The following is a 26,570-nucleotide window of genomic DNA, read 5'->3' as shown; positions in this document are numbered from 1 at the left end:
TCTCAACTTATAGATAGTAGAAGTTGAGAGGTGTGTAGTAATTAACCTTTGATTGACCACTTATTAACTAATGGATAACGGCGCTCACGCCCAAAAGCTTTGTGGCTAATCTTGGTACCGATAGGAGATTGCAGGCGCTTATATTCGCTGTTGTCTACCATTTTGATGACTTTAGCGACCATCTCAGCATCAAAGCCTTTATCAATAATCTCTTGATAGCCCATATCTTCATCGATATATGACGTCAAGATACCATCTAATACATCGTAGTCGGGCAAGCTGTCTTGATCTTTTTGATCTGGACGTAATTCAGCTGATGGCGGACGAGTAATAACGCGCTCAGGAATCACAGGCGTATCTTCTAAACGATTACGATAGCTCGCCAATTTATAAACTTGAGACTTATATACGTCTTTTAGTACGTCAAAGCCGCCAGCCATGTCGCCATATAGCGTTGAATAACCCACTGCCAATTCTGACTTGTTACCAGTCGTAATAACTAAATGACCGAATTTATTAGACAATGCCATCAAAATAACACCACGAGCACGCGCTTGGATGTTTTCTTCGGTCGTGTCCGCTGGCGACTTATTGAATAACGGTGCTAGCGTATGACGAATGCCTTCGACAGCATCAAAGATAGGGCAGACGGTGTAAGAAACATTTAAGCGACGTGCCTGTGCTTGAGCGTCTTCTAGACTGATTTGAGAGGTATACTCGTATGGCATCATGACCGCATATACCTTATCAGCGCCTAGAGCGTCAACAGCAATACAAAGCGTCAATGCCGAGTCAATACCACCTGACAACCCGACAATAATGCCAGAGAACCCTGAATGGTTAACATAGTCGCGTAGACCGACGACTAACGCTTGATACATTTCAGATTCACGGCTCAAGGTTAGAGGCGCTTTGGTCTGCTCGTTGAATTTAGCAGTTTTGACGTCTAACGTAGCCAGTAGCAACTGGTTCATAAAGCGTGGCGCTTCATGAGCAATGCTGCCGTCAGCTTGTACAGCCATAGAGCCGCCATCAAACACTAGATCGTCTTGCCCGCCCACTGCGTTGACATAGACGATAGGTAGCTTGTTTTCACGGCTACGCTTGGCCAGCATGGTTTTGCGATTGTCTTGTTTTTCAATCTCAAAAGGTGAGGCATTTAAGCTTACGATTAAATCAGCACCTTGTTTTTTAAGCTCAGAGATAGGACCTTTTTCCCACAAGTCTTCACAGATAAGCAGACCAATGGTAATGCCTTTATAGTCAAATAAAACTTGATTGCGACCTTTATCGAAGTAGCGACGCTCATCAAACACGCCATAATTTGGCAAAATTTGCTTATGGTAAAAGCCTTTTTGATGACCATTATGTAGGATGGCAGCAGAGTTAAAAGTACCGTGATGGTCGACATGCGGATAGCCGACGATCATGACGATATCATCAATATCACTCAAAGTAGATAAAGCGCTTTTCACACGGCCTGATAAGCTTGGGCGTAGCAATAAATCTTGTGGAGGATAGCCTAGTAGCGCTAACTCTGGGAATACGATTACGTCAGCACCCTGTTCGCGTGCTTGTAATGCTAGGGTACGCATTTTTTCGACGTTGGTTGAGATATCGCCGACCAAAAAATGTGATTGAGCTAAGGCAAAAGTGACAGTATCTTGTGGTTTATTGGTCTTACTGGCTTCGTTTGAGGTGTTAGAGTTGGGGTTATCAGTGTCTTTTGACATTGTTATTGTTCCTATCGATATATTATTAAAATTTGGTGTGTCTGCATTGATTTCAAATAAAATCAAAGTAAATCCGAAATTAACTCAAAACTGCGCTCTGGCATACCAAGCTCAAATATTGAGCTGATATGCTGAGTCTAAATCTTATATAAGCCTTTATAAAAGACTTATGATTTTGCTCAAGTAACTCACTCTAAGTGATAGCGACACCCTAAAATTAGAACTTATGATAGTCTAAAAGAAGACGATATAAGCGGGTGTTGAAATCTGGCTCAGAGGATTCGCTGTCTGTACGACGATGTAAATAAATATGTGCAAATAAACTTAACTACACTGAAAAGCTTAAAATAATTGCTTTAGTATAACATCAATTGTCGCGACAAATAGAACGCACCAGTGGATTCCCTTATAAGATAACAGTTTAAAAGCTGAACATAAAAGCAGTTTTCAATACATCATTTTTACACACTAAATTCATGCATTATGCGCTAGTCATTATCGTCGTCATCTAGTAAGCTTGCATAGACAAAGTTGTAAGTAAAGATTACAACAACGCGTTATATAATTCACATGCTTTATTGCATAATAAGGTGTGTTAACCGCATTTTTATTGTGTTATCCACAATAATAAATGGCTATGAATTTGTAGTATGGAACTGAACACAGTCACACTATTTAATCGTCATACTATTTAGCAGTCATATTACTTAATCGTCATGTGATTCCATAAGTTCGACCCAATGCTTTTTTGTATGATTCGCAACTCTCGCTAATGGATATGGCTTACAGACAATGTCTAAGAGCTAATATTCATCACACATTTATAAACTCGCCAGCAAAATTATCGTTTGCTGTCCGCTTTTGGTTTATACGCTATGATTGAAAACTGGACAAAAGAATTTATTATTCAGCGCTTATTGGCAATTACGTTGCTAGTGGTGCTATTCGTATTGTGTTTTCAAGTGGTGCAGTTTTTTATTGTACCAGCGCTGTGGGCAGCGATTTTGGCCTATGTGACTTTTCCTATTTATAATTTCTTCCATGAAAAGGTGAAGCTAAGCCCAGATTTTAGTGCCGCTATTATGACGGTGAGCATTTCACTGATAATTGGCGTGCCAGTGGTCATCGGTGTGTTTATCTTGCAGCAAGAAGCTTTGAGTTTAATTAGTAACTTGATTTACCGTATTAAGGTAGGCTACTTAGATGTGCCTGACTCCCTCAAAGATTTGCCTATCATCGGTCAGCAAGTCAAAGACGTACTGTGGCGTATCAATAAAAACCCAGAAGGAACGCTAGAAGCTTTTCGCATTTGGGTTCAGTCGCATTTATATTATGGCAAAATAGCCTTTGATGTGGTGTTCAGTAGTTTGGCCAAACTCGGTATGGCGTTAATGACGCTCTTCTTTTTTTATCGTGATGGCACTAGTCTGGTTCGGCAGATTCGTCAAGCGCTGCGTAACATCATCGGCAATCGTATCGACGGTTACATCGATTCTGTGGGTACAACTACGCGTGCCGTGGTATACGGCATCGGGCTGACGGCATTGGCTCAGGCTTTATTGTCTGGTATCGGCTATTACTTCGCTGGTGCGCCAAGTCCTATCTTATTGACCATTGTCACATTTATTATTGCCTTGATTCCCTTTGGTACGCCGTTCGTTTGGGGCGGTGTATCGATTTGGCTATTGAGTCAAGGGCATACTGCAGAAGGCATTGGCTTGGCACTATGGGGTGTACTGGTGATTAGCTGGGTGGATAATTTGATTCGTCCTATCGTCATTAGCGGCGCGACCAAAATTCCTTTTATCATTATTTTTATTGGGGTATTAGGTGGTCTTACAGCATTTGGTTTTGTTGGTTTGTTTATTGGGCCTGTCGTGCTGGCTATCGGGCTTGCAGTATGGCGCGAGTGGATATCGCAGCATAAGAATGAGATATTTGCCCAACAGGAGGTGATGCTTTCTGACCCTCGTGCGATAGATCCTGTGCATGGACCAGAATAACGAGTCATTAGGGCGTGTCTTCAATTCACCCGATGGCCATCTAAATGGGCTAAAAATGGCTAAATTTTGCCAAACATCGTCAAATAGCTATTTAATATCCTGATATTATCTACGCTATTTTTCTTGTTTGACGGCAATTTATCTCATTTTTATCTCCATTTTTGAAATGAAGACACGCCCTAGAAAATACGATGTAAAAAATTATCGATAGAGATGATGGCAAATGATAAATAAGAATATGACAGAATCGACGAATAATAAGATCGCTAAATTAAGTACAATTAAAAATATCACTATTTTAGCGGACAGCAACATCGCCAGTCTGAATGATTTTTTTAATGACTCTACGCTTGGTCAGCTGACTGAGTATACGGTTGATATTATCACTATCGCTGGTCGAGATATCGATGCCGCGCTACTTGCCGAAGTACAGCCAGATGTGCTGCTGATACGCTCTGTGACGAAAGTAAACGAAGCGCTATTGGCTGACAATAACAGTGTGCAGTTTGTCGGGTCTGCGACTATTGGGACCGACCATGTAGATCAAGATTATCTAGCATCTCGCAATATCACTTTCGCCAATGCAGCTGGTTGTAGTAAGCATTCTGTAGCTCAATATGTATTGACGGCTATTTCCACTTTGCGTCCGCAGTATTGGCAGCAGTCGGCGTCATTAACCTTAGGTATCATTGGCCTTGGTAATATCGGTAATACGCTTGCTCAATATGCCTATGATTTGGGTTGGCAGGTGCTAGGTTATGATCCCTTGTTACCAGCCTCTAAAACTAATAATGCTAGCTTGGAGCAGGTACTTAGCCAAAGTGACGTGGTGAGTCTGCATGTGCCTTTGACCAATGAAAAGAATGCGACGAATCCTAAAGGTAGTGGTTATCCAACACGTCACCTTATCAATGCAGCTGCATTAGCAATGATGCCTGCCGATACGATGTTAATTAATAGTGCGCGCGGACCTGTAATCGAGGAAAGTGCGCTTGAAGCCGACATTGAGCGTACTGGACGTCAAGTGGTGCTAGACGTGTTTGAGCATGAGCCAGAGATTGAAGAAAGCTTACTATCCAAACTCGCTATTGCCACACCGCATATCGCTGGCTATACGCTAGAAGGTAAGCTGCGTGGCACACAAATCATTTATGATGCCTTGTGTGAAAAATTAACGATACCTCCAACTCAGTCTATGTCCAATCTGCTACCGCTAAATATGTTCTTATGGTCTGAACTGAAATCATATCCAGACAGACTGCCAAAGTTTTATGACGTCATGCAAGATGATACCTCATTGCGCAATAAAGCAGTTGATAGGCAGGTAAACGGTGCTGACTTCGACGGTCTGAGACGTGATTATAACTTGCGCCGTGAGTGGCAGTTTTAATTAAACAAGATACTGAGCAACCAATTATTCATCAGTCGCAGTAGAGCCCAATGACTCAAGCAAATAACATTTCTTCGCAGCTTATTACTTCTAAGCCTAGCTACGCACCAACCATGACACTTGCAATGGCACAACAGCGTGCGCAATTTATCAGCAATATTCGTCAGTTTTTTACCAGTCGACAAGTGCTGGAAGTGCAGACACCGCTATTATCCCAAGCAGGCAATACAGACACTTTTTTGCAGTCTGTAGCAGCTCATGTGACCTATCAAGACCGTCCGCGCACTTATTATCTGCATACCTCGCCTGAGTTTGCAATGAAGCGTTTATTAGCCAGCTGGCAAGTACCTATTTATCAGATTTGTCCTGTCTTTCGTGATAATGAAATAGGTACGCGTCATAATATTGAATTTACGATGCTTGAATGGTATCAACCGAATTATAGTCTGGACGAGATGGCAACTGAACTTAATGAGTTGTTAGAAGCGCTTTATGGTCATTCTGTTGTGATGAGTCATTATCGCTATGTCGATGCCTTTATGGACTTTGTGGGCATCCATCCGTTGACAGCGAGTTTAAGTGCATTGCAAGCCGTGGCAGAAGATATGGGTTTGACAAGATTTGATTTTAATAATACTGATGATAGCGAAGAAAATCGTCGCCAGAGCTGGTTGGATTTGTTATTCAGTCATGCCGTAGAGCCAAACCTAGGTCATGATTTGCCAACATTGATTATAGAGTATCCACCTGCGACCGCTGCGTTAGCGAAGACAGCTAGGGATAAAGACGGTAATAAAATTGCGAAACGTTTTGAGCTATACATTAACGGCGTTGAGATTGCCAATGCTTATGATGAGCTAGCAGATGGTCAAGCATTGCGTGACCGTTTTGAACAAGACAATCAATTACGTGCGCGTCATAATCTACCTCAAATGCCAATCGATGAACATCTATTAGCCGCATCCAATGATTTGATGCCATGTAGCGGTATTGCAGTCGGTATGGATAGATTGCTAATGGTTTTAACAGGTGCAAGCAGCTTGGAAGAAGTTATTTCTTTCCCCAGTGGGCAAGCATGATTGAAAGAGCTTTTTTCGATTAGTTGTAATCTAAATATATAATAAAAAGGTCGTTGCCGATTTACCAATTAGATATTGGCGAATCGATAACGACCTTTTGTATTGGCTGCTTCTGAAATTTAGCAGACACAACCAATTTTGCTAATACTAAATTTATTTATACCGTAGCGACTGCTTCATTGATATCGATATCACCATTGTGTAGATTGAAGACTTTGCCTATCGTGTTATCTGCGGTTAATACTGCTGCTAACGTTGTCGCTACATCTTCGATGGCATTCTCACCAGAGCTGGTATCGTCGATAGTGATTTTGCCTGTACCAGCGCGTTCTTTTAGTGCACCTGGCTGTACGATAGTGTAATCAAGCGAGCTGTTATTCACTAACCAGTGATCTGCGTAGTGCTTAGAGATATAGTATTCTTTTAGATCTGCAATACCAGGGTTTTCGTCCCATTTGTCAGTTTCTAATGAAAAGACCGAACTCAGCATAATATAACGTTTAATGCCTTTATCTTGTGCAGCCTGCATCGTTTTTACAGCACCGTGCAAGTCAACTTCTAAAACGTTTTTGCCACCAGATCCTGCTACAAAGTAAACAGCCTCAATATCCTGATCTAGTTGTTTTTCAATAGACTCTTTACTGGCTGTAATGTCTAAATCTAGCTGGGTATAGTTGTCATTACCAAATAGCTTTTCTTTCTGACGAGTCGTGCCAATAACTTGATGGTCATCAGCCAATAACTGCTTAACCAAATCACCGCCCACTCGACCACTTGCACCAACGACTAAAATTTTCATAATCATTCCTATTTTTATTTAAATTCTATTGTTTGAGTTATTCAGTAAGTTTATTTATCTTAAAAACCGAATATAGAGTAACAAAAATAGGTAGCACGCTTCGTTATAAAGCGTGCTGATTGAATAGCGTTTGGTTATAGAGTGTATACCGTTTGCAAGGAAGCAAACGTTGATCAGATGACATCATGTAATAGATGAAAGGGCGGCTGACCGTCAGATAGAGCGATAAAAAGTATCAACGAACCAAGCGATTAAGGCCATCGGCAAAGGCTTTTTTATCTCGATCACCGTAGGGCTTTTGCCCGCTCATTTCCTGCAACTCTAGGACACCAGTACCGCGCATAGTATCCATAAAGTCGCGCATATTGAGCTTCTGCTTGATGTTGTTCTTATCGTAGACCACGCCGCGCGTCGTCAATACCATACCACCTTTGTCCAAAATATCATTGGCTAAGGGGATATCGCTAGTAATAGCCAAGTCACCAGCCTGTATCTGCTCGACGATATAATCATCCGCTTTGTCGAACCCTGAGGGTACGACAGTCATGACAAGTAGGGGCGACTTGCGTAACTTAATCGGCTGATTGGCCACAAATATAGCCATGGTCTTGGTACGTTCAGCCGTTTTAATAATCAAATCTTTAGCAATCAATGGTACCGAGTCTGCGTCCACCCAAATCTGCATTATTTCTTGGCCTTCTCAGGTTTTGCTGAAGGAGTAGACAGGCTATCTGCTTGGCTGTCTTTATTGTCTAGTTCATCAGCTATGGCATCATTTTGAACACTGTTCTGAACACTGTTCTGAGCACTGTTTTTAGCATTACTCTTAGCATCGACGTCTACTTTACTAGGCTGAGTATCTACGTTTGCATACTCTTTATCCAGACCAACCTTGTTTGGCAATATAGCGACCAGTTTTGCCATAGCAGGCTCTAAATCTGTCACGTCATTAGGCATCAAGGTGATATGAGCAATCTTACGATCGTCACGCTCAGCCTTATGATAGCTATGATAATGAGCGCCATCGATATTTAACACTGCACTGATATCAGGATATTGACCCAGTACATTCACCATAATTGCAGGATGTACGTTGTCTGTATCGCCTAATGGCAAATTGACCACGGCACGGATATGGTTCTCAAACTGACTGGTAATAGCGCCTTCGATACTCCAGTGCCCAGAGTTGTGTACACGTGGTGCGATTTCATTCGCCAATATCGCATTATGACCGCGAGCATCCTTGGTGACGAATAATTCAAGCGCCATAACGCCGACATAGTCCAAATGGTTCATGACTTTGGTAATGGCGTCTGTTGCTTGTTGAAACAGATGACTCGTGCCAACAGCAGGCGCTTGAGTTTTGGCCAAAATACCGTTGTGATGATGATTTTCGACCAAATCGTAACAGCGTACCTGACCATTTTGCGCTCTTGCTGCAATGATAGATACTTCACGGCTAAAGTTAATAAAACCTTCAGCGATTAATGGCGCAGGTGTTGGCGTTAGTGAGCCTTTACCACTGACAGCGTCTTTTAGATCTAGCCAAGCAGCTTTAATATCACTGTCTTGCTTGATGACGAACTGTCCTTTGCCATCATAACCACCTCGGCTGGTTTTCAGAACGATAGGCAGTCCTAATTCTTTACAAGCGTGCTTGAGCTCAGCTTCAGAGTTAACTTCCATAAATGGCACGGTTGCAATATCAAGCGTGTTAAACATCTGCTTTTCTTTTAGACGATCTTGAGCGATATCAAGCGCGATCAGCGGTGGGAACATGCCTTGCTTGCTGCCAGATTTTGACAAACTAACCAGTTGCTCGACTGTAGACGTTGGCGTGTTTTCAAACTCTAAGGTAAATACGTCCGCTGCTGCGATAAAGTCTTCTAATTGATCGCTATGAAAGACACGACCGTATAGGCTGGCAGGGCATTCTGCATTGTCTTCTAAGAATACGCATTGGTAACCCAATGGCATGGCGGCTTCGGCAAGCATCATACCAAGCTGACCACCGCCTAAAATACCGATGGTATGAATGGTTTGGGTAACAGGATAAGCGTTTGCTGTAGTCATGGCAGGCTCTTTGAATAAAGGTGAATAAGATGTTTGGTCTATTAAAATCTAAAATTCAATGGGTGAAAATAGGAAAAGGTGCACTGTATGCACCTTATCTCTACTCGAAATTACTTAAAAATATACAGTGATAGCTTCAATCGTTAAGCTATAAATATAAAAGACTCTGCTATAAAAGCCGATCGACTTATATCTACCTAAGGATTGATAATACCTGGTGTTGGGCTAGCGAGAATGGTCTCAGTCTGAGACTGGCGCATCTGATCGAGCTTAGTAGCAATCGTATCATCATGCAATGCCAATACTTGAATTGCAAGTAGGGCAGCGTTATAAGCACCAGCAGCACCAATCGCCAAAGTACCAACAGCGACGCCTTTTGGCATTTGTACGATAGACAGTAGACTATCCCAACCGCTCAGCATAGATGACTTTACAGGTACGCCAAAAACAGGTAGCGGCGTTTGACTGGCACACATACCTGGCAGATGAGCGGCACCGCCTGCACCAGCGATGATCACTTGTAGACCATTATCTTTTGCGCTTTTGGCATAATCAAATAATCTGTCAGGCGTACGGTGTGCAGAGACAACTTCACAATCAAAAGCAATGTCAAAGTCTGCAAGCAATTGCGCAGCAGCACTCATAGTTGCCCAGTCAGACTGCGAACCCATGATAATGCCGACTTTTGGCTGACCAGCAGGAGAGGTAATTGGACCGTTCTGGTTAGCAGCAGTATTCGTGGTGCTCATGATTGGATATCCTCAAAAAGACCATCATACAAAAATTTTGCTACACTCGTAAAGCCAAGTTTGACTTTTAATACTGGTATGGCGTTAATTGCAGTGATATCACGATTTTATGTTTGCTTTTCATCGTGATAATGCTGAACAAAATGCTTGGCCGTCAATGGTAATGGTTGTTCGGTATCTAACTGGTAGCAGGTCAAATAACCGCTATCCACTGCTGCAGAGTAGTCGGTACAGGCAACTTGTGGACTGAGTGGCTCAGGTGTGCCAGTGAGCCAATAGTGCCCGACAAACACAGGTTTATGAGTTTTTAGCGCAAATTCAATATTTTCAGCCAACGCATCAGGCGGTATCTGTGCCAATGCGGACGATGGAGCACGAGACACTTCACGAAGTGTGCGTGTATTTAACTCATCTAGCCACCAGCGTACTCGTACTCGTGTACGCTCAGTACCTTCTTTATCTACCATCACAATGCCATCAGGTAAGCTTGTTTCAACCCCTTTTAGTACTCGCTCTAAAGCGTCAAAGGCGATGGTATCTTCTTTAGCCGTCGCGATTAAACCTGCTGGAGTCAGACAGTTATCGTCAGTCAGAAGGGGTTTTAGTATTGCCATGCTATCTGTATCCCAGCAAGCATGTACAAAACAGGCGTAGTCGGTCTCAATCCATAATGGGATTTCATATAAACGCTGCAACCAGTACTCATGTTGCTCTGAGCCAAATGGTATCTCTGCTAAAAACGCCTCGTGTTGGCGTCTGTGGATGTCGTTGTGCGAGCGTAAATACTGGCTAGTATTATCGGGATCGCGCGTGGCATATGCCAATGCATTATATTCATGGTTGCCCATCACTGCATCGGCTACATCGGCATCTAGCATTGCAAAGACAATCTCCAGTGTAGCTAGTTGCTGTGAACCACGATCGATCAAATCACCGATGAACAATGCCCTGTGACCTGTCGGTGGCACGAAATACTGACCGTTATGCTCATAGCCCAACTGATGCAGCAGACCGACCAGTTTGTCTGCATAACCATGTATATCACCGATAATATCTATAATCATAATGTATTACTAAATCTCAAATGTAGAAATATAATGTGCGCAAAATAGTATTTATAAAGTACAGCTGCCTTTAAAATGCTAGCTTTACTATACGTAAAAATGTCTAAAATCCCGGTGATAGCAACGCATTGATAAAGTGCGGTAGTACTTTTGGTTCCAAAACAATCGTGGCGATAACGCCGAATGCGCCGCCCCACATATGAGCCATGTGATTGATGTTTGAACCACCGCGTCGATCCGCATAGATACTATAAAATATATAGGCCACGGCAAATAGTATCGCAGGAATAGGAACTACGGCAAAGAGGTAAATTCTCTCCCATGGTGCTAGCAGGATAAAAGCAAATAGCACAGCCGATACACCGCCTGATGCGCCTAGACTCAAATAACTGGCGTTGTTCTTATTCTTCACGTAACTTGGAATCATGGCAACGATAATTGCCAAAACATAAAAAACCACAAAACCGTAGCCGAATAAAAACGGCTGATATAGTCCTTCGATAGCACGCCCAAAGAAATACAAAGTAAACATATTAAAGAGCAAATGCATACTATCAGCATGAATAAAGCCGTGGGTCACAAAACGATCCCATTGCCCATTGTTGACTGCTGGCGGGTAAAAGATCAGTCGATTAAATAGCGTCTTGTTTTGCCAAGCCAATAAGCTGACAATAACGGTAATAATGATAATAAGCGTCGTATGGTTTAACAAAGGAAAATCCTTAGGCCGTGCCTGATATGTGACAATGTTACAAATGACAAGCTACAAATGACAGTATTCAAAGCCTAAGCGTTACGGCTGATTAAAAAGTAAGTTTGACGTCTGATCCGTATTAAGTACTAACCATTAGCAATAGACTAATACTAACAGCAGTTGCGATAACGCGAATACCTATTGTGTGACAAAACGATGCTTTTTTATGCGGTTATAGTGAATAATGTAGCAGTGTACCATGCAACATAAGTGAGACTTTTAAAGCAAGGTTAAAGACGAGAGTAGTGTTCATTCATCCGCGCTGCAATGAGTCTTTTAGACAAAGAAGCAAAATACACAAGTGACATGGACAAAAATAAAATAAGTGCTTAATTTTGCACATTCCAATAAGGCTGATAGAGGCAGTGAAATATGAACATTATTGACCAGCTAGAACAAACGGTAACCCCAGCTGTAATGGATAATGATGACAGCAATAATGTCGCCTATGTCAGTCTACTTGAGCAATTTTATGCTGTTTTGGCTGCGCGTCTAGCTGTGCCACAAATTTACTCACAGTTGCTGCGTACTGATCAAGTAATGACTAGCACTAATAATGAAAGCCCTTTATTTGAACAAATATGGCAAGATAAAAGTCTGCAAGAGACTATCATCCAAGAGTTGTCAGCCACTCATCACATTGATGAGCAGACAACTGAGCAATTACTAATTAGTGCCGCGCCGTTGGCATATCGTGAACTAAAAGTATTGGCCAATGGGCAGTTTTTGCCAGCATTTTTACAAGAAAAGCAGGCTGCTTTACGTCCATATTTACCTATCTGGGCAGCCGCTGTGATTACGGCTACTCAAGGTGTGGATCAGCAAATACAAACAAGCTTCAATTCAGATGATAATGATGTGCAAGTACATGTGCCAGTAAGTGACGACATATCGAATAGACTTGACGACGCTACTTTAGATACTGGCATAGCTGGCATAGACACACCAACAACGAATAATGATGCAGAAAGTATAGAGCAAATATCAACTGCTGAGCGCGCAAACACTGAAGCGTTAGATAACGATACGATTGCCAATAGTGATGCTATTCATGCCAATCCAGCAGCCTACCATTTGGCAGAAAACAGTAATTTAAAGCGTGCACAGGTGCGTACTCGTAATCAACGAAACGATCTACTAATACGCGTATTTTTATTAATAGTAGCCCTAGCTGCGCTTGCACTAGCAGCATGGGCATTATTAGTGAAACCCAATAATGAAATACCAGTAGAACCCGTGGCCACAGTACCTGTTGAACCACCGCCAGCACCCGTGCCTCCTGTACCAACAACGACTCCTGTTGAGATTATTGTCGGTGTAGATAACGGCGGTAACTTGTACACTTGTAGTGCGACCGTTGGCGATGCTGCACTGCAAAGCACGTTGCAACAGGCGCTTAATACAAGCTTTGGTGAGCAGGCAAGTATTTGTGAGTTGAACATACAGGATGGGGTAGCAACCACAATCGTTAATATGCCTGCGGAGATACTACCCAATGTATTGACGATGCTTAGATCAACACCATTTGCACGTTTGCATGTGCAAAACGATCGTCTCATACTGGAGGCGCCAGACAATATGCTACTGCAAAAACTGGTCACAGAAGTACGCAACTTAGCACCAACGATGGTAGTCGAGAGTACAGCACCACTGCCATTGCCTGATAATAGTAATATTGGTGATGCTACGAACAATATGGCAAACGCAAATAACCAGTTTGTAGATGATGGGGCGGGGATTAATAATCAACTCAATAATAATGGGGTAAATAGTAACTCTGGCGAATACCAAGCATCAGATGATGATACTGGAGATCGTGTGATACCAACTCCTTTGCCTAACAATAATAACAGTTTTAATAATGCGCCCAACAATCTGCCTACCAATGGCGCGAGTAATATTCCCAACAACTTTCCTTCAAATAATCAAACGACCAGACCGCCAGGCCCTTTTTCACCTTCAGAAGTGGATGAGATGGCAAACACGATTATCGTTGCTGAACCAGCTCAAGTTAGGTAGTTTTTATAAGGCACGCTGTTTTATAGGGCGTGTCTTTTTATATGGCCTATCTTTTCATGTAGCTTGGCTACAGTTACGTGTGCCATCCGAAACATTACTTACTGTATCATTTGCACAACAACGTACAGACTGTGAATAGCAGCTTAAGAATTTTATAATAATCAAAACCAAATAAAGTAGTTTGATGGATTTATCGCCACCATGACTACTATGACGATTGAATACAAAAGAATGAAATAGCTGCTTTTTGAGCAAACGAATCATATAAATAAAAATTAAGGGGAGAGCCATATTATGGATATTATTAGCCACTTGACACGCACCGTCAGCCCAGCCGTATTGGAAGATGACCGTAGCCCAGCTAAGAAAAATCTACTAGAACAGTTTTATGCCATTTTTGCTGCTCGTCTTGCAGACAATGATACTTTTAGCCGCTTTGCCAATGAAAACATTGCCCGTGATGACAATGCTTTTTATGACCGTGTATGGACAGAAGGGGCACACCGCGACCAAATCTCTCGCGAATTGGCAGGCAAGCATAATGTCGATGCAACGGCCTCACGTGGTTTGATTGCGATGGCAGCGCCATTGGCTTTTCATGAGATCAAAAGCTTGGCTGGTACCACGCCCGTTCCGCAATTTTTGAATGACAACCTGAACAGTTATCAGCATCATATCCCTGCATGGGCGGGCACTGTTTTGCCTGCTAGTGCGGTCGCTGCCACCTCTACGGCTGGTACACCTATTTCTGATACCACCAGTACAGCACCACTACAAAAAGAAGAAGAGCCAAAAGAGAGCTTTATGAAAGCGCTGCTACCTATTATTGGTTTGATTATCTTGGGTGCACTGGCTTGGGCACTACTCAGAGGCTGTCAAGAAAACCCTGAGCCTGTAGCAACGCCAGCGGCTACAGTACAGCAAGGGGCGCAAGGTAATGAGGCATTAGCGGTTGCAGGCGCAATTGAGCCTGCATCACTAAGTATCGCAACTGGTGAAAATAGCGAGCTGTATGCTTGTCGTATGAGCGTGGGTGATGAGACACTACAAACCAATGTTATGAACGCTTTGACTGGTGCATTTGGTGATGAAGCCAATAAATGCCGTGCTGACGTTGATGATAATTTTGCAGTAGATATGCCAGCATCTGCTCAACTGGCTACGATATTACCAATTATCAAAAATGTACCGAACGCGAGCATGATTATCAAAGGCGATAACATTACTGTGAATGCTCCTGATAAAGCCGCGTTGGACAAGTTGGTTGCTGACCTACAAGCAGCTGCTCCTGCCATGACGGTGCAAGCTGAAGGCCCATTAGACTTGCAAGGCGAGATTGATGACAGTCTGGCTGCTGCAGATGTGGCGATGACCAATCTGGGTGATAACCCAGATCCACGTGATGTTGCTCGCGCTTTGAGTATTCAGGTGATTAACTTCCAAGTAGATGAAGCGGTTATACCTGAAGTCAATAAGGCGCTGCTAGACCGTGCTGCAGAAATCATCAATAACGTACCTGATATGAAGCTGATGATTGTCGGTCATACGGACAGTCAAGCCTCTGATACCTATAATATGGAGCTGTCTCAGGAGCGTGCTGAGTCAGTGAAAGCATATCTAGTGTCTAAAGGGGTTGATGCCAGTAAATTAACGACCAAAGGCATGGGCGAATCAGAACCAATCGCAGACAATTCAACCGAACAAGGTCGCTTCCGTAATCGCCGTATTGAATTTATGGTCAATGACGAGGTTGTTAGTGCAAATGATGGCATGATGATAAACGGTGATTCGCTAGATCCAGATATGAACCCATTAGATAGTAACAATGATGATTTGTTACCAGATGGCGATGACGCTACCCAAGGCACTACGGTAGACCCAACCAATTAATCTATTTGTTCTTATTTTGATTATAGTAGCCGAATGACAAAAACCGCATCTTATAAAGATGCGGTTTTTTGTATGCTACTCGATGACAATTGAACAAGCTATTATTTATACAGAGTAGGATCTGTTGATTGCTTAGCAGTCTGACCATCAGCTTGCGCATCAAAGAAAGTCTGAGTAACATTTTGCTTGGCTTGCTGCCAGTATTCAAACTGCTGGCAGGTAGATCCAAGGTCGCCTTGCCATGTTGGGATGTTGCCGCGCATGGTTTTGATACGTTGCTGATTAGGGTAAGGCAGATCTTGCGCAGCTTTAGCCGCCTCATGAGCAGCCACACGGTCGTTGCACACGAGGGCAATATCACAACCGGCATCAATGGCCGCTTTTACGCGAGCGCTGACATCACCAGCCGCCTTTGCACCTGCCATCGATAAATCATCAGAGAATAGTACCCCATCAAATTTAAGCTCATCTCGAATGATATCTTGTAGCCAAATTTTAGAGAATCCTGCTGGCTTGTCGTCTACCTGCGAAAATATCACATGCGCTGGCATAAGAGCGTCCAGACTATGTAGCGTTTGAGCAAAAGGTTGCATATCGCTATTGATGATTTCATCTAAACTACGTGTATCGATGGCTTCTGATACGTGCGAGTCAGGAGCGATGGCACCATGACCAGGAAAGTGTTTACCAGTGGTTGCCATACCAGCCGCTTTCATTCCGCGCATAAACTGTGTTGCAAGCGCAGTGATGGCTTGCGGCTCATGATGAAAGCTGCGATCACCGATGACTTGGCTAATACCATCTCTATCCAGTACGGGTGCAAAGCTCAAATCGATTCCTACAGCCAGTACTTCAGCTGCCATTAGATAACCGCAATCGTAGGCGCAGCTAAGTGCTTTACTTGGGTCTTGATTGAATAGCTCACCCAATCGACCCATAGCAGGTAGGGGCGTAAAGCCTTCACGTAGCCTCGCGACTCGTCCACCTTCTTGGTCCACACCGATAAGTATGTCTTGATTGTGATAACGTATATCGTCGCATAGTGCTCTGACTTGGGCCGCATCTGTGACGTTACGACCAAACAGTATTACTCCGCCAACCTGTGCTTGTTTAATCAAGCTGACATCTTCAGCGGTCAAAGCGGTACTATCGATATCTATCATTAAAACGCCGTACATCGCGTATTCCTTATTATTTTATATATGGTTATATTATGTGGGTGACTGATTATCTATCTATGCCTGTCTTATCACTTATCAGTCATTGTTCAGATATCTTATTATGACAGCTATTATTAACTGAGCATAATGTGGCAGATTATTGGGGTCAAATCAATTTGCTAATAGCCAGTAGATTCAGTCATCAAATCGATGTTGATAGCCCTCAATTGCTATGTATGATAAAAGTGATAGAAAGTTTGGTATGTACAGGTGTAGCGTGTAAGATTGCTTATACAGTTTGAGACAGTTCAGTATTTATGCGCGTGATAATATTGATTGATTTTTGACTATATATCAGTATTTAATGATGCATAAAATATAAGAATAAAACACAGCATTTATAGGTCATAACAGATTCGAGCATTTCTAATTCTGATGAATTACCCAATACTATTAACTTCAAATAACTAGGTACATATGATGAAAAAACAACCAGCACAGTGGTTACTCAGTGCAGCGTCAGTGGGCATCGCCGGTATTATCTTAACCCAAAGCTACGGTACTGCAGTCGCCGAGACCAATACGGGAAGTTTCGTTCAGACCCCTGAGCAAAAGGTCACCACCCGTCAAGTAGCCGCCTTGCTGGATCGCAGTCATTATCTCAATCAGCCTTTAGATAGTAAAACTGGTAGCGAAATCCTATCAATGTATATTGATAGCCTTGACCCAAACCATACGTTGTTTTTGCAATCTGATGTCGATGAGCTGAAGAAAAAACATGCTGAAGATTTTGGCGCTCGCCTAAAACAAGGTGATCTGTCTGCAGGGGTAGAGGTGTTTGATCGTTACCGCAAACGCTCAAATGAGTACTTTGCGATGGCTACCAAAATGCTCAAAACAGATATTGATTTGACAGGTAACGACACAATCATTCTTGATCGTGAAAAACTCGGTCATTTTAAAACCAAAAAAGAGCAGCGCGATTACTGGGAACGTCAGCTAAAATTCCAGTTGATGAGTATTACGCTGGGTCAAGAAGACGAAAAAGCCAAAGAGAAAGTATTTTTAAGCAATCCAGATATCACACGTGGGCAAGACTTGGTACGTAACGATGAGCGTACACCAAATGAAATTTTGCAAAATCGTTTGTCACGTCAACAAGAGCAGTTTAAGCGTCTTAAAGATGATGAAATCATGGAAACCATCTTAAATACGGCAATGCTGACCTATGATCCACACAGTAATTATTATGCACCGATTCAAGCGACTGAACTGCAAATCCAGTCGAGCCTTCAGTTAGAAGGCATAGGTGTCTCTATTCGTCCAGATCGCAAAAATCCGGACTATACTCGTATTGTGACTTTGGTCGATGGTGGTCCAGCCGCTAAGTCGGGTCAGATTAAGCCCAATGATTTGATCGTTGGTATCGCAAAAGACGGCGAAACCATGACGGATGTGGTTGGTTGGTCAACGCGTGAAATTGTCAGCTTGATTCGCGGAAAACGCGGTACATCGGTCACACTGAAACTACGTCAACCCAACACGCCAGATGCTAGCGCCCGTACGGTCACGGTAGTACGAGACATCATTCAGCAAGAAGAGTCAGGCGTCACTCAGCGAGTGGTAGAAGTGCAGCGTCCTAATATTGATAAGACGCCAAAGCGTATTGGCGTACTTGAGATACCGAGCTTTTATCTAAACTATCGGGCGCGTCGCAATGGTGAAGACTACCGTAGCGTTAGTATCGATACTGAAAAAGCACTAAAAGAGTTGAATAAACAAAATATCGATGGCCTAGTGGTTGATTTGAGAAACAACCCTGGTGGCTCATTGGATGAAGTGGCCAAGATGTTAGGGTTCTTTATCAAGAGTGGACCACTAGTACAGATTCGTGATAATCGTGGCAATATTCAAGTGTATCGCGACAACGATGGCGGCGAGCAGTTGTATGATGGCAAGATGGCGGTCATTACCAACTTAGCATCGGCCTCAGCCAGTGAAATCTTTGCCGCTGCTATTCAGGACTATGGTCGCGGATTAGTAGTTGGTAGTACGACAACTGGTAAAGGCTCTGCGCAGATTCAGCTCGATAGCTTAGCTTTAGGCTCTGCCACCTTAACTCAGCGTAAGTTTTATCGTGTCACTGGCGGTAGTACGCAAAATAAAGGTGTTGTACCAGACGTTGAGCTAGTCAATATCTATGATGATGCAACCTTCGGCGAGCGCGCTCAGAAAAAAGCATTGCCTTGGGACACTATCAGAACGGCGCCGTACAAGCCTGAAGGGAAGTTTACCAGTGATACACTGGCGACGCTCAATCAGCAGTCTAAGATTCGCCAACAGAAAGACCCGCAATTTACTTATCTGTCGACACTAAATGATATTCGTAACATGGATGATGAAAAGAAACCTGTTCGATTAGATATCAATAGCCGCAGAGCTAAAATGCAATTAATTGAAAAACGCTCATTAGAAGCAGAAAACAAGCGCCTTATCGCAACTGGCGAGCGACCGTACTCTAACTGGAACACTTATCAAGCAGCGATGGACGCAAAGTTTGAAGAACGTAGCCGCATGAAAGCAGCTGAACGTCCAGAGTTACCAGAGGATGAAGCGTTCATCAATGAGGCAGCTTACCTTATGCTTAGCGCTGAACCTAAGACGATGCTTAGCCCTGAAGAGAAGCTATAATGTGAAGTTATTATAACGTTACGTAATCTATGTAAGCATATGCTTACATAGATTGACGTTTAGACCTCTTACCAACGAAGGGTCAATCTGCGACTATAACTATACGGCACGATTGAACGAAACGGTTCATTGATACTAGGGATTGGTATCTTAAAGGTCGCACTAGGGATAAGTAGTTTGCTGATTAAGGATGATAAGGCTGGATGCCTGTCAGTTATGAGATGCCCCGGGATTAGGTATCACGTAACGCTAACATGGATGGTTGGTAATAAAAGCCGCATGACGCTTGTCGTTATGCGGCTTTGTTACGTCTGGAGACTAGTAATTTTTGTGGCGGATTTTCTAAGTAGATAGTATTTAAATTGAGCAGCACTGTATACGGAATTAGTAGTCAGTTCATAGATGAGCACATCTACATTAATTCAAAACTTACCATGAGATAAGCATAAAAAAGGCCAGTAACCTTATCGGCTACTGACCTTTTAGATTAGAGAATAAATTTAATAACTTATCATCTAACTATTTTCACTATACTCTAAAAGAGATTAGTGCTCAACGCCACCTGCACCATGTACATGGCCATGGTTTAGTTCGTCTTCAGTTGCTGCACGTACTTCTTGGATTTCAACATCAAATGTCAAACGCTTACCAGCCAATGGATGGTTTGCATCAACAGTCACTTCTTGATCGTTCACAGCAGTCACAGTAACCAACATTACTTGGCCGCCAGCTTCTGACTGGAACTGCATACCAGGCTGAATGTCATCAACGCCTTGGAAGTTGTCACGTGGTACATGCTGTACTGCTTGCTCTTGGTATTCGCCGTAGCCATCAGCAGGTTCAACGACTGCATTAACTTTTTCGCCAGCAGACTTACCTTCTAATTGTGCTTCTAGGCCTGGGATAATGTTGCTGTGACCATGTAGATAAGCAAGTGGCTGACCTTCTGGTGACTGGTCAAGGATATTGCCTTCGTCGTCTTTTAGTGTGTAATTGAATTTGACGGCAGTGTCTTTTGCGATAGTAGTCATAAAATATCCTAAATATATCTATGTAAAAAATTAAATACGGTTGCAATAAACCTAAAAAAGCCAATCTGCAAGCCAAAAGGCCACGTCATTAGTCAATTATCATCAGTTTATTAAAGTAACTTTAGCAGTTAGCATCTTTAATTGAGATGGCTCACATAACTTTCAAGGCAAAAAACATAAAAAATGCCAATTAATGCCACAATTTACAATAATAACTGCTATTTTCTATAGTTAAGGCATAGCTATTGGCTATTCATGGTTTAGGAGTTGCTTTTTTAGAGTAGGACTTCTAGCATAATTATAAAAATAAGGACGAGAGATACGATGACTGCATTTGCCAATACCACTACCAAACAACCAGCGAGCAATGTTTCAACCAATCATGATGATACTAAGGCTAAAATGATAGCTGATATAAGCTATCATTTTGATTTTACCCGTTTTTACGAGCATTTGGTCGATGTATCCCTGAGCTTTACAGCAGTATCCGATGCGCTGCAGCTTTGGTTACCAGCGTGGATACCAGGAAGTTATCTGATGCGTGAGTTTGCTCGAAACATCACTGCGGTACATTATCAAGTACTAGAAACTCAAACAGCGGATAGTGACAAGCAACCAGAGACTTATCGCGCGCAAAAAATAGACAAAAATACATGGCAGCTGCCAACTGTGCAAGCAGGGCAGACGGTCATCGTTGAGTACGAAGTCTATTGCTATGACTTGTCTGTGCGTACAGCCTATGTCGATCAGCAACGACTTTATGGCAATTTCACTTCACTTGCGCTAGCCGTCGAAGGGCAAGAGCAAGCGCCTGTCCAAGTTAGCTTGATTGTGCCTGAGACATTTTTTGCAGACAAAGAAAGTAGCAAAGTACTGTTGGCCTGTGGTTTGGACGCTACGCACCTGCAGATTGATCAACAGCAAAAAGGCCGTCAGCAAGCGAACTGTCAGCACATTTATAAGTTACAGGCAACGAATTATCACGAGTTGATTGATTATCCATTTGAAATCGCTGAACAAGAAAAGTTTGATTTTATCATTCATGATAATGAGCATCAGACGCTACATCATAGTTTTTATCTGTCGGGTAAGCAGAATGCCAATCTAGGTCGCTTGCAGCAGGATATTACTCAGATTTGTCAGACCTACGTAGATTGGTTAGGCGATGCGCCATTTAACGATTATACCTTTATGACCTTTGCCAGCGGTCAAGACTATGGTGGGCTTGAGCATATCAACTCTACTAGCCTTATTACCCCGCGCAATGACTTGCCAAATGCCAATGAACCAAAGTTACCAAGTACAGATTATCAGCGGTTTTTAGGCTTATGCAGTCATGAGTATTTTCATTCATGGTGGGTTAAGACGGTACGTCCTGATGTCATGATTGATGTCGATTTGCGCCGTGAGGCATTTACACCATTACTTTGGGTATTCGAAGGTTTTACGTCTTATATCGATGATTTTATGTTGCAAGCGTCAGGTGTGATTGATAAAGCCAATTATCTGCGACTGCTAGCCGAGCAAATCAATCGCTACTACCAGACTCCAGGGCGTGGTAATCAAAGCGTGGCAGAGTCGAGTTTTGATGCTTGGATTAAACTGTATCGCACCGATGAAAATACAGGCAATGCGGGTATCAGTTACTATAATAAAGGCGCGTTGGTCGCTCTATGTTTGGACCTAATCTTACTCAAAAATAGTGACGGTCGTTATCGTTTGTTCGATGTGGTCAAAGCTTTTTATACTCAGGCCAAGCAGAACGACAGTAAGCGAATTGGTATCAGTAGTGCTGACATGGGCTCCGTCATTGAGCAGTTTATGCCGCTAGCAGAATGGGAAGATTTTGAGCGCCGTTATGTCAACGGGGTAGAAGAGCTGCCAATTGAAGCGTTGCTCATTGCAAATGGTGTCAAAATACAGGCGAATACTAAAGAAACGGCAGACAAGCATGTGCCTTGGGGTATGCGATGTAATGAGACGCCAACTGGGATCAAGGTAAATCGTGTGATGCGAGGTAGTATTGCCGCTAGGGCTGGTATTTCAGCACATGACGTTATTATCGCGATTGACGGCATCAAAGCAGATACGAAACAACTTACCACCTTGGTTAATACAGCGCATCCTGTTGAATGTTATTTGTTCCGCCGTGATGAGCTGATATGTGTTCAGGTTCAACCCGAAACGATAACTAAAGTGAAGCCGCGAGATGAGACAACTGGCATGACTGGAGCAGTACCTCCTCATAAAGTAAGCCTATGCTTAGCAAAAGGAGATAAGACGCTAGAGAATGATAATGAGCAATTAAAAGGTGAGGCAGGTTGGGAGACATGGCTTAATGTTATGAAACGATAGCCTCGATGCTATATAAAATACCTTTCCATACAAAAAACCCTCTTCCGAGCAATACTGCTTAGAAGAGGGTTTTTTAAATCACTTTTAATATTTTAGATATATCCAAGCAACTTAAATGCTCGATAGGTCAGAGGTTGGAGAGATATACATTTACTGCTCTTTAGCTCTGTTATCTAGATTATCTGAGTTATCTGGATTCTTATTATCGGTAGTTTCATGCTCAATGTTTTCATCTACAGAGCTATCGTCTTCGTTGCTACTTGCAGCCTCAAGCGCAGCAATCCAGTTTTTCATCACATCAATTTCAGTTTGCTGGTTATCAATGACGTCTTGAGCTAACTGACGCATCTCTTCATCTGTCCCATATTCGAGCTGAACTTTTGCCATATCAACAGCGGCAATATGATGCGGTAGCATGCCGCGTGCAAATGCCATATCAGGTACGGGATCAGCCACACCCAAAGTCATTTCGCCATGCATATTTTCCATGTTTTTAGCATATGCTTGCTGCATTGCCACAGTATTTGGCTTAGGTTTGGCCGCATCAGGATGGCTAGCCAGCCACTTGTTTAAGACATCGATTTCAGCTTGCTGTGCCGTGATGACGTCTTGAGCAAGCTGGCGCATCGCTTCGTCAGTGCCATACTTGAGTTCTATTTTTGCCATCTCTACCGCGCCGCGATGATGTCCCAACATGCCTTTAGCAAAAGCGGTATCAGGATCGTTATACCCTATCCCAATCATCATCTCATCATGCATTCTAGTCATCGATCTCGTATAGTCTCTGAGCATATCGCTTATTTGAGACTCATCAATGACATTATTATCGCTGTCATTTGTTAGAGTATCGTCTGCCATATCGTCATGCTCAGCATGTGGCATATCAGTCACTGGCGGTGAGGTTTCTTCCGCAGGATTTGATTGGCTGTCCTCTGTCGTTGGCTGACAGGCACTCAATACAAGCGCCGCAGAAATGCTAGTGACCAACGAAAGAAAACGACGAGAAGCAATCATGACATATCCCTATTGTGAAAAAACCAAACGATAAATGGATAATACCTATTATACATAATCAATTACGTGCTGAATGTTAGCAGATAAACCTTACCCATTCGAGACACTATGTTTAACAGGTCGTAATATATTAGTGTCAGAGCTTTATATTAGGGGCTAAACAGCTAAATAGCCAAACAGTGTGAACTAATCAACAATATATAAACTTAAAACTATCTAAACTAGCTAGAAATACCTAGCTGACGACAGTGTTCGCTAGTTAGATGAACGCGTACAAACTCCCCAACAGCTAACTCACCTAGCTCAAATCCTGCCACTGACCAACGTATCAAACGCAGACAAGGCAGACCGACATGCGCTGTCATACGTCTAACTTGGCGATTTTTACCTTCATATATTGTCAGCATTAGCCATGAGTCCGGTACGCTTTTACGCTCACGTATTGGCGGATTGCGCTGCCAGAGTACCATCGGTAGCTCATTTTCACTGACGTGTTTGACCTCAGCAGGTAGCGTTTTACCATCTTTTAAAACCACGCCACGTTTGAGCTTATTGAGTTGCTCAGCAGTAGGGGTTCCTTCTACTTGCACTAAATAAGTTTTACCTTGTTTGCGCCCTGCATTGGCTTTTGGCGGATGAGTAATTGCTTTATTAACTCGACCATCATCGGTCAAAATCAGCAAGCCCTCTGAAGTAGCATCTAACCGACCAGCAACTCGCAAAGCCTTGTCAGTAAAGTATTGCGATAGGGTGGTGTGATCGTTATTACTGTCATCTCTAAACTGACTTTGCACCCCGTAAGGCTTATTGAATAAGATGAGACTAGAAGTAGACATAAAACGGTGTTTCCTAGTTTTTGATGGACAATGAATCATTGTAGCGTATGTTTTGTAATGCAGAGCTAGTATTAAGCGACAAGACTAAAGGCGATATATTTATATGTGCTGTATGTTACATGACCTGCTACAAAAGTAGGACAGCGCTTGTATAAATTTGCTGTTATCCTAAATCCTCACTCTGATAGTGGTATTTATATTTTCAATAGAGAAATATCCACTATCTGTAAGCGACAATCATTATTTGGGTTTTTATTTTAATTTTTTTAGCTTCGAGCTATTTTCATATCGTTCAAACCAATGTTGCAAGTATCGTACTCATCAAAGCTTTGCTTAACCGATAAGCACCCAGAGCGTTATAACTATAATAAAACGGTTATCATAACAAAGTGTCTAGTTCGCTTGCGACGTCCAACATACAACCAAGGAGTATCATCGATGTCATATGATAAGGTTATCGTGCCAAGAGACGGCGAAAAAGTAACCGTAAACGCAGATCTAACATTAAATGTTCCTAACCATCCGATTATTCCGTTTGTGGAAGGTGATGGGATCGGCATAGATATCACGCCTGTCATGATAAAAGTAGTCAATGCTGCAGTTGATAAAGCGTATCACGGCAAGAAGTCTATCATTTGGATGGAGACTTATCTTGGTGAAAAAGCAGCGAAAGTATATGACGGCGACTATTTGCCAAGCGAGACGCTAGAGATTCTAAAAGACTATGTCATTAGTATCAAGGGTCCATTGACCACGCCAGTGGGTGGTGGCTTTAGCTCATTAAACGTCGCGGTACGCCAAAACCTTGACCTATACGTATGTCAGCGCCCCGTGCGCTGGTTTGAGGGCGTACCAAGCCCAGTACAGCATCCAGAGCTGACGGATATGGTTATCTTCCGTGAAAATACAGAAGACATCTACACGGGTATCGAGTGGAAAGCGGGCAGTGATGATGCCAAAAAAGTTATCAATTTTTTAAGAGATGAGATGGGGGTAACCAGTATTCGCTTCCCTGAAGACTGCGGCATCGGTATCAAGCCAGTTTCGAAAGAAGGCTCACAGCGCTTAGTACGTAAAGCGATTCAGCATGCCATTGATAATGATCTGCCAAATGTGACCCTAGTGCACAAAGGCAATATCATGAAGTTCACTGAAGGCGCATTTAAGGATTGGGGTTATGAGCTGGCAGCAGAGCGTTTTGGTGCAGAGTTATTAGATGGCGGTCCATGGATGACCATGAAAAATCCAAAAACGGGTAACGATATTATTATTAAAGACGTCATCGCTGATGCGTTCTTGCAGCAGATTTTGATGCGTCCAGCAGATTATTCTGTAGTAGCAACGCTTAACCTAAACGGTGACTATATCTCTGATGCCTTGGCGGCTGAAGTAGGCGGTATTGGTATCGCGCCTGGTGCAAACAAAGGCGGCGCGATTGCTGTTTATGAAGCGACGCACGGTACTGCGCCCAAGTACGCTGGTCAGAATAAAGTAAACCCAGGCTCACTGATATTGTCTGCTGAGATGATGCTTCGTGATATGGGCTGGACGGAAGCAGCTGATCTTGTCATTAGCGGTATCCAAGGTGCGATTGCCAATAAAACAGTCACGTATGATTTTGAGCGTCTGATGCCAGATGCTACCTTACTGAGTACTTCTGAGTTTGGTAAGGCGATTATTAAGCATATGGAAGCCTAAGACTATTTAAACTCTAAGCATTCTATTTTATTACTATGTATTAAAAGCCACCTATTTATATAGGCGGCTTTTATTATTTCACTCTTTATAAAGACTTTAGAAAACACAAAAAAACACCCCAACGTTCTAAGACGGTTGAGGTGTTTTTTACTAAGACTTAAACTTGCTTAATCGCTGCTAGGTATAAAAACCAAAAGAGATTAGGCTTAATTGTTTAAGAGCAGTTGCTTAA

The 26,570-nt window shown here is 42.7% G+C and carries 18 protein-coding genes and 1 pseudogene; 8 read left to right on the top strand and 11 right to left on the bottom strand.

Going from position 1 to position 26,570, the window contains the following annotated elements:
* Nucleotides 1–41: 41 nt before the first annotated feature.
* The gene (locus I3249_RS06970) at nucleotides 42–1,733 is read right to left on the bottom strand and encodes an NAD+ synthase (protein ID WP_102078089.1); all 1,692 of its coding nucleotides are present in this window, start codon (nucleotides 1,731–1,733) and stop codon (nucleotides 42–44) included.
* An 875-nt stretch (nucleotides 1,734–2,608) separates the two neighbouring features.
* On the opposite strand from I3249_RS06970, the gene I3249_RS06965 reads away from it, so the two are divergent.
* From I3249_RS06965 to epmA, 3 genes are all read left to right on the top strand, one after another.
* A complete protein-coding gene (locus I3249_RS06965; protein WP_238069258.1) occupies nucleotides 2,609–3,736 on the top strand; it encodes an AI-2E family transporter in 1,128 nt (375 codons plus the stop codon).
* Between the two features lie 280 nt (nucleotides 3,737–4,016).
* Complete coding sequence (locus I3249_RS06960) at nucleotides 4,017–5,126, top strand: 4-phosphoerythronate dehydrogenase (protein WP_238069278.1); 1,110 nt, start codon at nucleotides 4,017–4,019, stop codon at nucleotides 5,124–5,126.
* Between the two features lie 50 nt (nucleotides 5,127–5,176).
* Nucleotides 5,177–6,205: an EF-P lysine aminoacylase EpmA gene (epmA, locus tag I3249_RS06955; RefSeq protein ID WP_238069256.1), complete on the top strand. Its 1,029-nt coding sequence runs from the start codon at nucleotides 5,177–5,179 to the stop codon at nucleotides 6,203–6,205.
* A 157-nt stretch (nucleotides 6,206–6,362) separates the two neighbouring features.
* Here the strand turns inward: epmA and I3249_RS06950 are convergent, their stop codons facing one another.
* The 6 genes and pseudogenes from I3249_RS06950 to I3249_RS06925 form a co-directional block, all read right to left on the bottom strand.
* Nucleotides 6,363–7,004 (bottom strand): NAD(P)H-binding protein, encoded by a 642-nt coding sequence (locus I3249_RS06950; protein WP_238069255.1) that lies wholly within the window; start codon nucleotides 7,002–7,004, stop codon nucleotides 6,363–6,365.
* Between the two features lie 235 nt (nucleotides 7,005–7,239).
* Nucleotides 7,240–7,689 carry a DUF188 domain-containing protein gene (locus I3249_RS06945; protein WP_102093310.1) on the bottom strand — a complete coding sequence of 150 codons (450 nt, stop codon included), beginning with the start codon at nucleotides 7,687–7,689 and terminating at the stop codon, nucleotides 7,240–7,242.
* A 215-nt stretch (nucleotides 7,690–7,904) separates the two neighbouring features.
* Nucleotides 7,905–9,077: pseudogene (locus I3249_RS06940) on the bottom strand (5-(carboxyamino)imidazole ribonucleotide synthase); the annotation flags it as partial.
* A gap of 197 nt (nucleotides 9,078–9,274) precedes the next feature.
* Entirely contained in the window at nucleotides 9,275–9,826 is a 552-nt protein-coding gene (gene purE / locus I3249_RS06935) for a 5-(carboxyamino)imidazole ribonucleotide mutase (protein WP_082624535.1), read from the bottom strand.
* A 107-nt stretch (nucleotides 9,827–9,933) separates the two neighbouring features.
* A complete protein-coding gene (locus I3249_RS06930; RefSeq protein WP_238069252.1) occupies nucleotides 9,934–10,890 on the bottom strand; it encodes a metallophosphoesterase in 957 nt (318 codons plus the stop codon).
* A gap of 103 nt (nucleotides 10,891–10,993) precedes the next feature.
* Nucleotides 10,994–11,602 (bottom strand): rhomboid family intramembrane serine protease, encoded by a 609-nt coding sequence (locus I3249_RS06925; RefSeq protein ID WP_057758273.1) that lies wholly within the window; start codon nucleotides 11,600–11,602, stop codon nucleotides 10,994–10,996.
* Nucleotides 11,603–12,016: 414 nt separating this feature from the next.
* On the opposite strand from I3249_RS06925, the gene I3249_RS06920 reads away from it, so the two are divergent.
* Both I3249_RS06920 and I3249_RS06915 read left to right on the top strand, forming a co-directional pair.
* The gene (locus I3249_RS06920) at nucleotides 12,017–13,663 is read left to right on the top strand and encodes a hypothetical protein (protein WP_238069250.1); all 1,647 of its coding nucleotides are present in this window, start codon (nucleotides 12,017–12,019) and stop codon (nucleotides 13,661–13,663) included.
* A 294-nt stretch (nucleotides 13,664–13,957) separates the two neighbouring features.
* A complete protein-coding gene (locus I3249_RS06915) occupies nucleotides 13,958–15,553 on the top strand; it encodes an OmpA family protein (RefSeq protein ID WP_238069249.1) in 1,596 nt (531 codons plus the stop codon).
* A 101-nt stretch (nucleotides 15,554–15,654) separates the two neighbouring features.
* Here the strand turns inward: I3249_RS06915 and nagZ are convergent, their stop codons facing one another.
* A complete protein-coding gene (nagZ, locus tag I3249_RS06910) occupies nucleotides 15,655–16,731 on the bottom strand; it encodes a beta-N-acetylhexosaminidase (protein ID WP_238069247.1) in 1,077 nt (358 codons plus the stop codon).
* A gap of 462 nt (nucleotides 16,732–17,193) precedes the next feature.
* On the opposite strand from nagZ, the gene I3249_RS06905 reads away from it, so the two are divergent.
* Nucleotides 17,194–19,404 carry a carboxy terminal-processing peptidase gene (locus tag I3249_RS06905; protein WP_101205548.1) on the top strand — a complete coding sequence of 737 codons (2,211 nt, stop codon included), beginning with the start codon at nucleotides 17,194–17,196 and terminating at the stop codon, nucleotides 19,402–19,404.
* A 545-nt stretch (nucleotides 19,405–19,949) separates the two neighbouring features.
* On the opposite strand, the gene I3249_RS06900 is transcribed toward I3249_RS06905, so the two are convergent.
* Nucleotides 19,950–20,435, bottom strand: coding sequence for a peptidylprolyl isomerase (locus I3249_RS06900; RefSeq protein ID WP_057758283.1), 486 nt, complete (start codon nucleotides 20,433–20,435; stop codon nucleotides 19,950–19,952).
* Between the two features lie 402 nt (nucleotides 20,436–20,837).
* On the opposite strand from I3249_RS06900, the gene I3249_RS06895 reads away from it, so the two are divergent.
* Complete coding sequence (locus I3249_RS06895) at nucleotides 20,838–22,790, top strand: PDZ domain-containing protein (protein ID WP_238069277.1); 1,953 nt, start codon at nucleotides 20,838–20,840, stop codon at nucleotides 22,788–22,790.
* A gap of 150 nt (nucleotides 22,791–22,940) precedes the next feature.
* Here I3249_RS06895 and I3249_RS06890 read toward each other — a convergent pair whose 3' ends face one another.
* Entirely contained in the window at nucleotides 22,941–23,804 is an 864-nt protein-coding gene (locus I3249_RS06890) for a DUF305 domain-containing protein (RefSeq protein WP_238069246.1), read from the bottom strand.
* Between the two features lie 221 nt (nucleotides 23,805–24,025).
* Nucleotides 24,026–24,640 (bottom strand): pseudouridine synthase, encoded by a 615-nt coding sequence (locus tag I3249_RS06885; protein WP_101205551.1) that lies wholly within the window; start codon nucleotides 24,638–24,640, stop codon nucleotides 24,026–24,028.
* A gap of 438 nt (nucleotides 24,641–25,078) precedes the next feature.
* Here I3249_RS06885 and icd point away from each other — a divergent pair, with 438 nt between their 5' ends.
* Nucleotides 25,079–26,338 (top strand): NADP-dependent isocitrate dehydrogenase, encoded by a 1,260-nt coding sequence (gene icd / locus I3249_RS06880; protein ID WP_238069245.1) that lies wholly within the window; start codon nucleotides 25,079–25,081, stop codon nucleotides 26,336–26,338.
* Nucleotides 26,339–26,570 lie beyond the last annotated feature (232 nt).

The organism is Psychrobacter sp. Ps1, assembly GCF_022129425.1.
Taxonomy (GTDB): domain Bacteria; phylum Pseudomonadota; class Gammaproteobacteria; order Pseudomonadales; family Moraxellaceae; genus Psychrobacter.
This window is presented reverse-complemented; position numbering and strand designations above follow the sequence as displayed.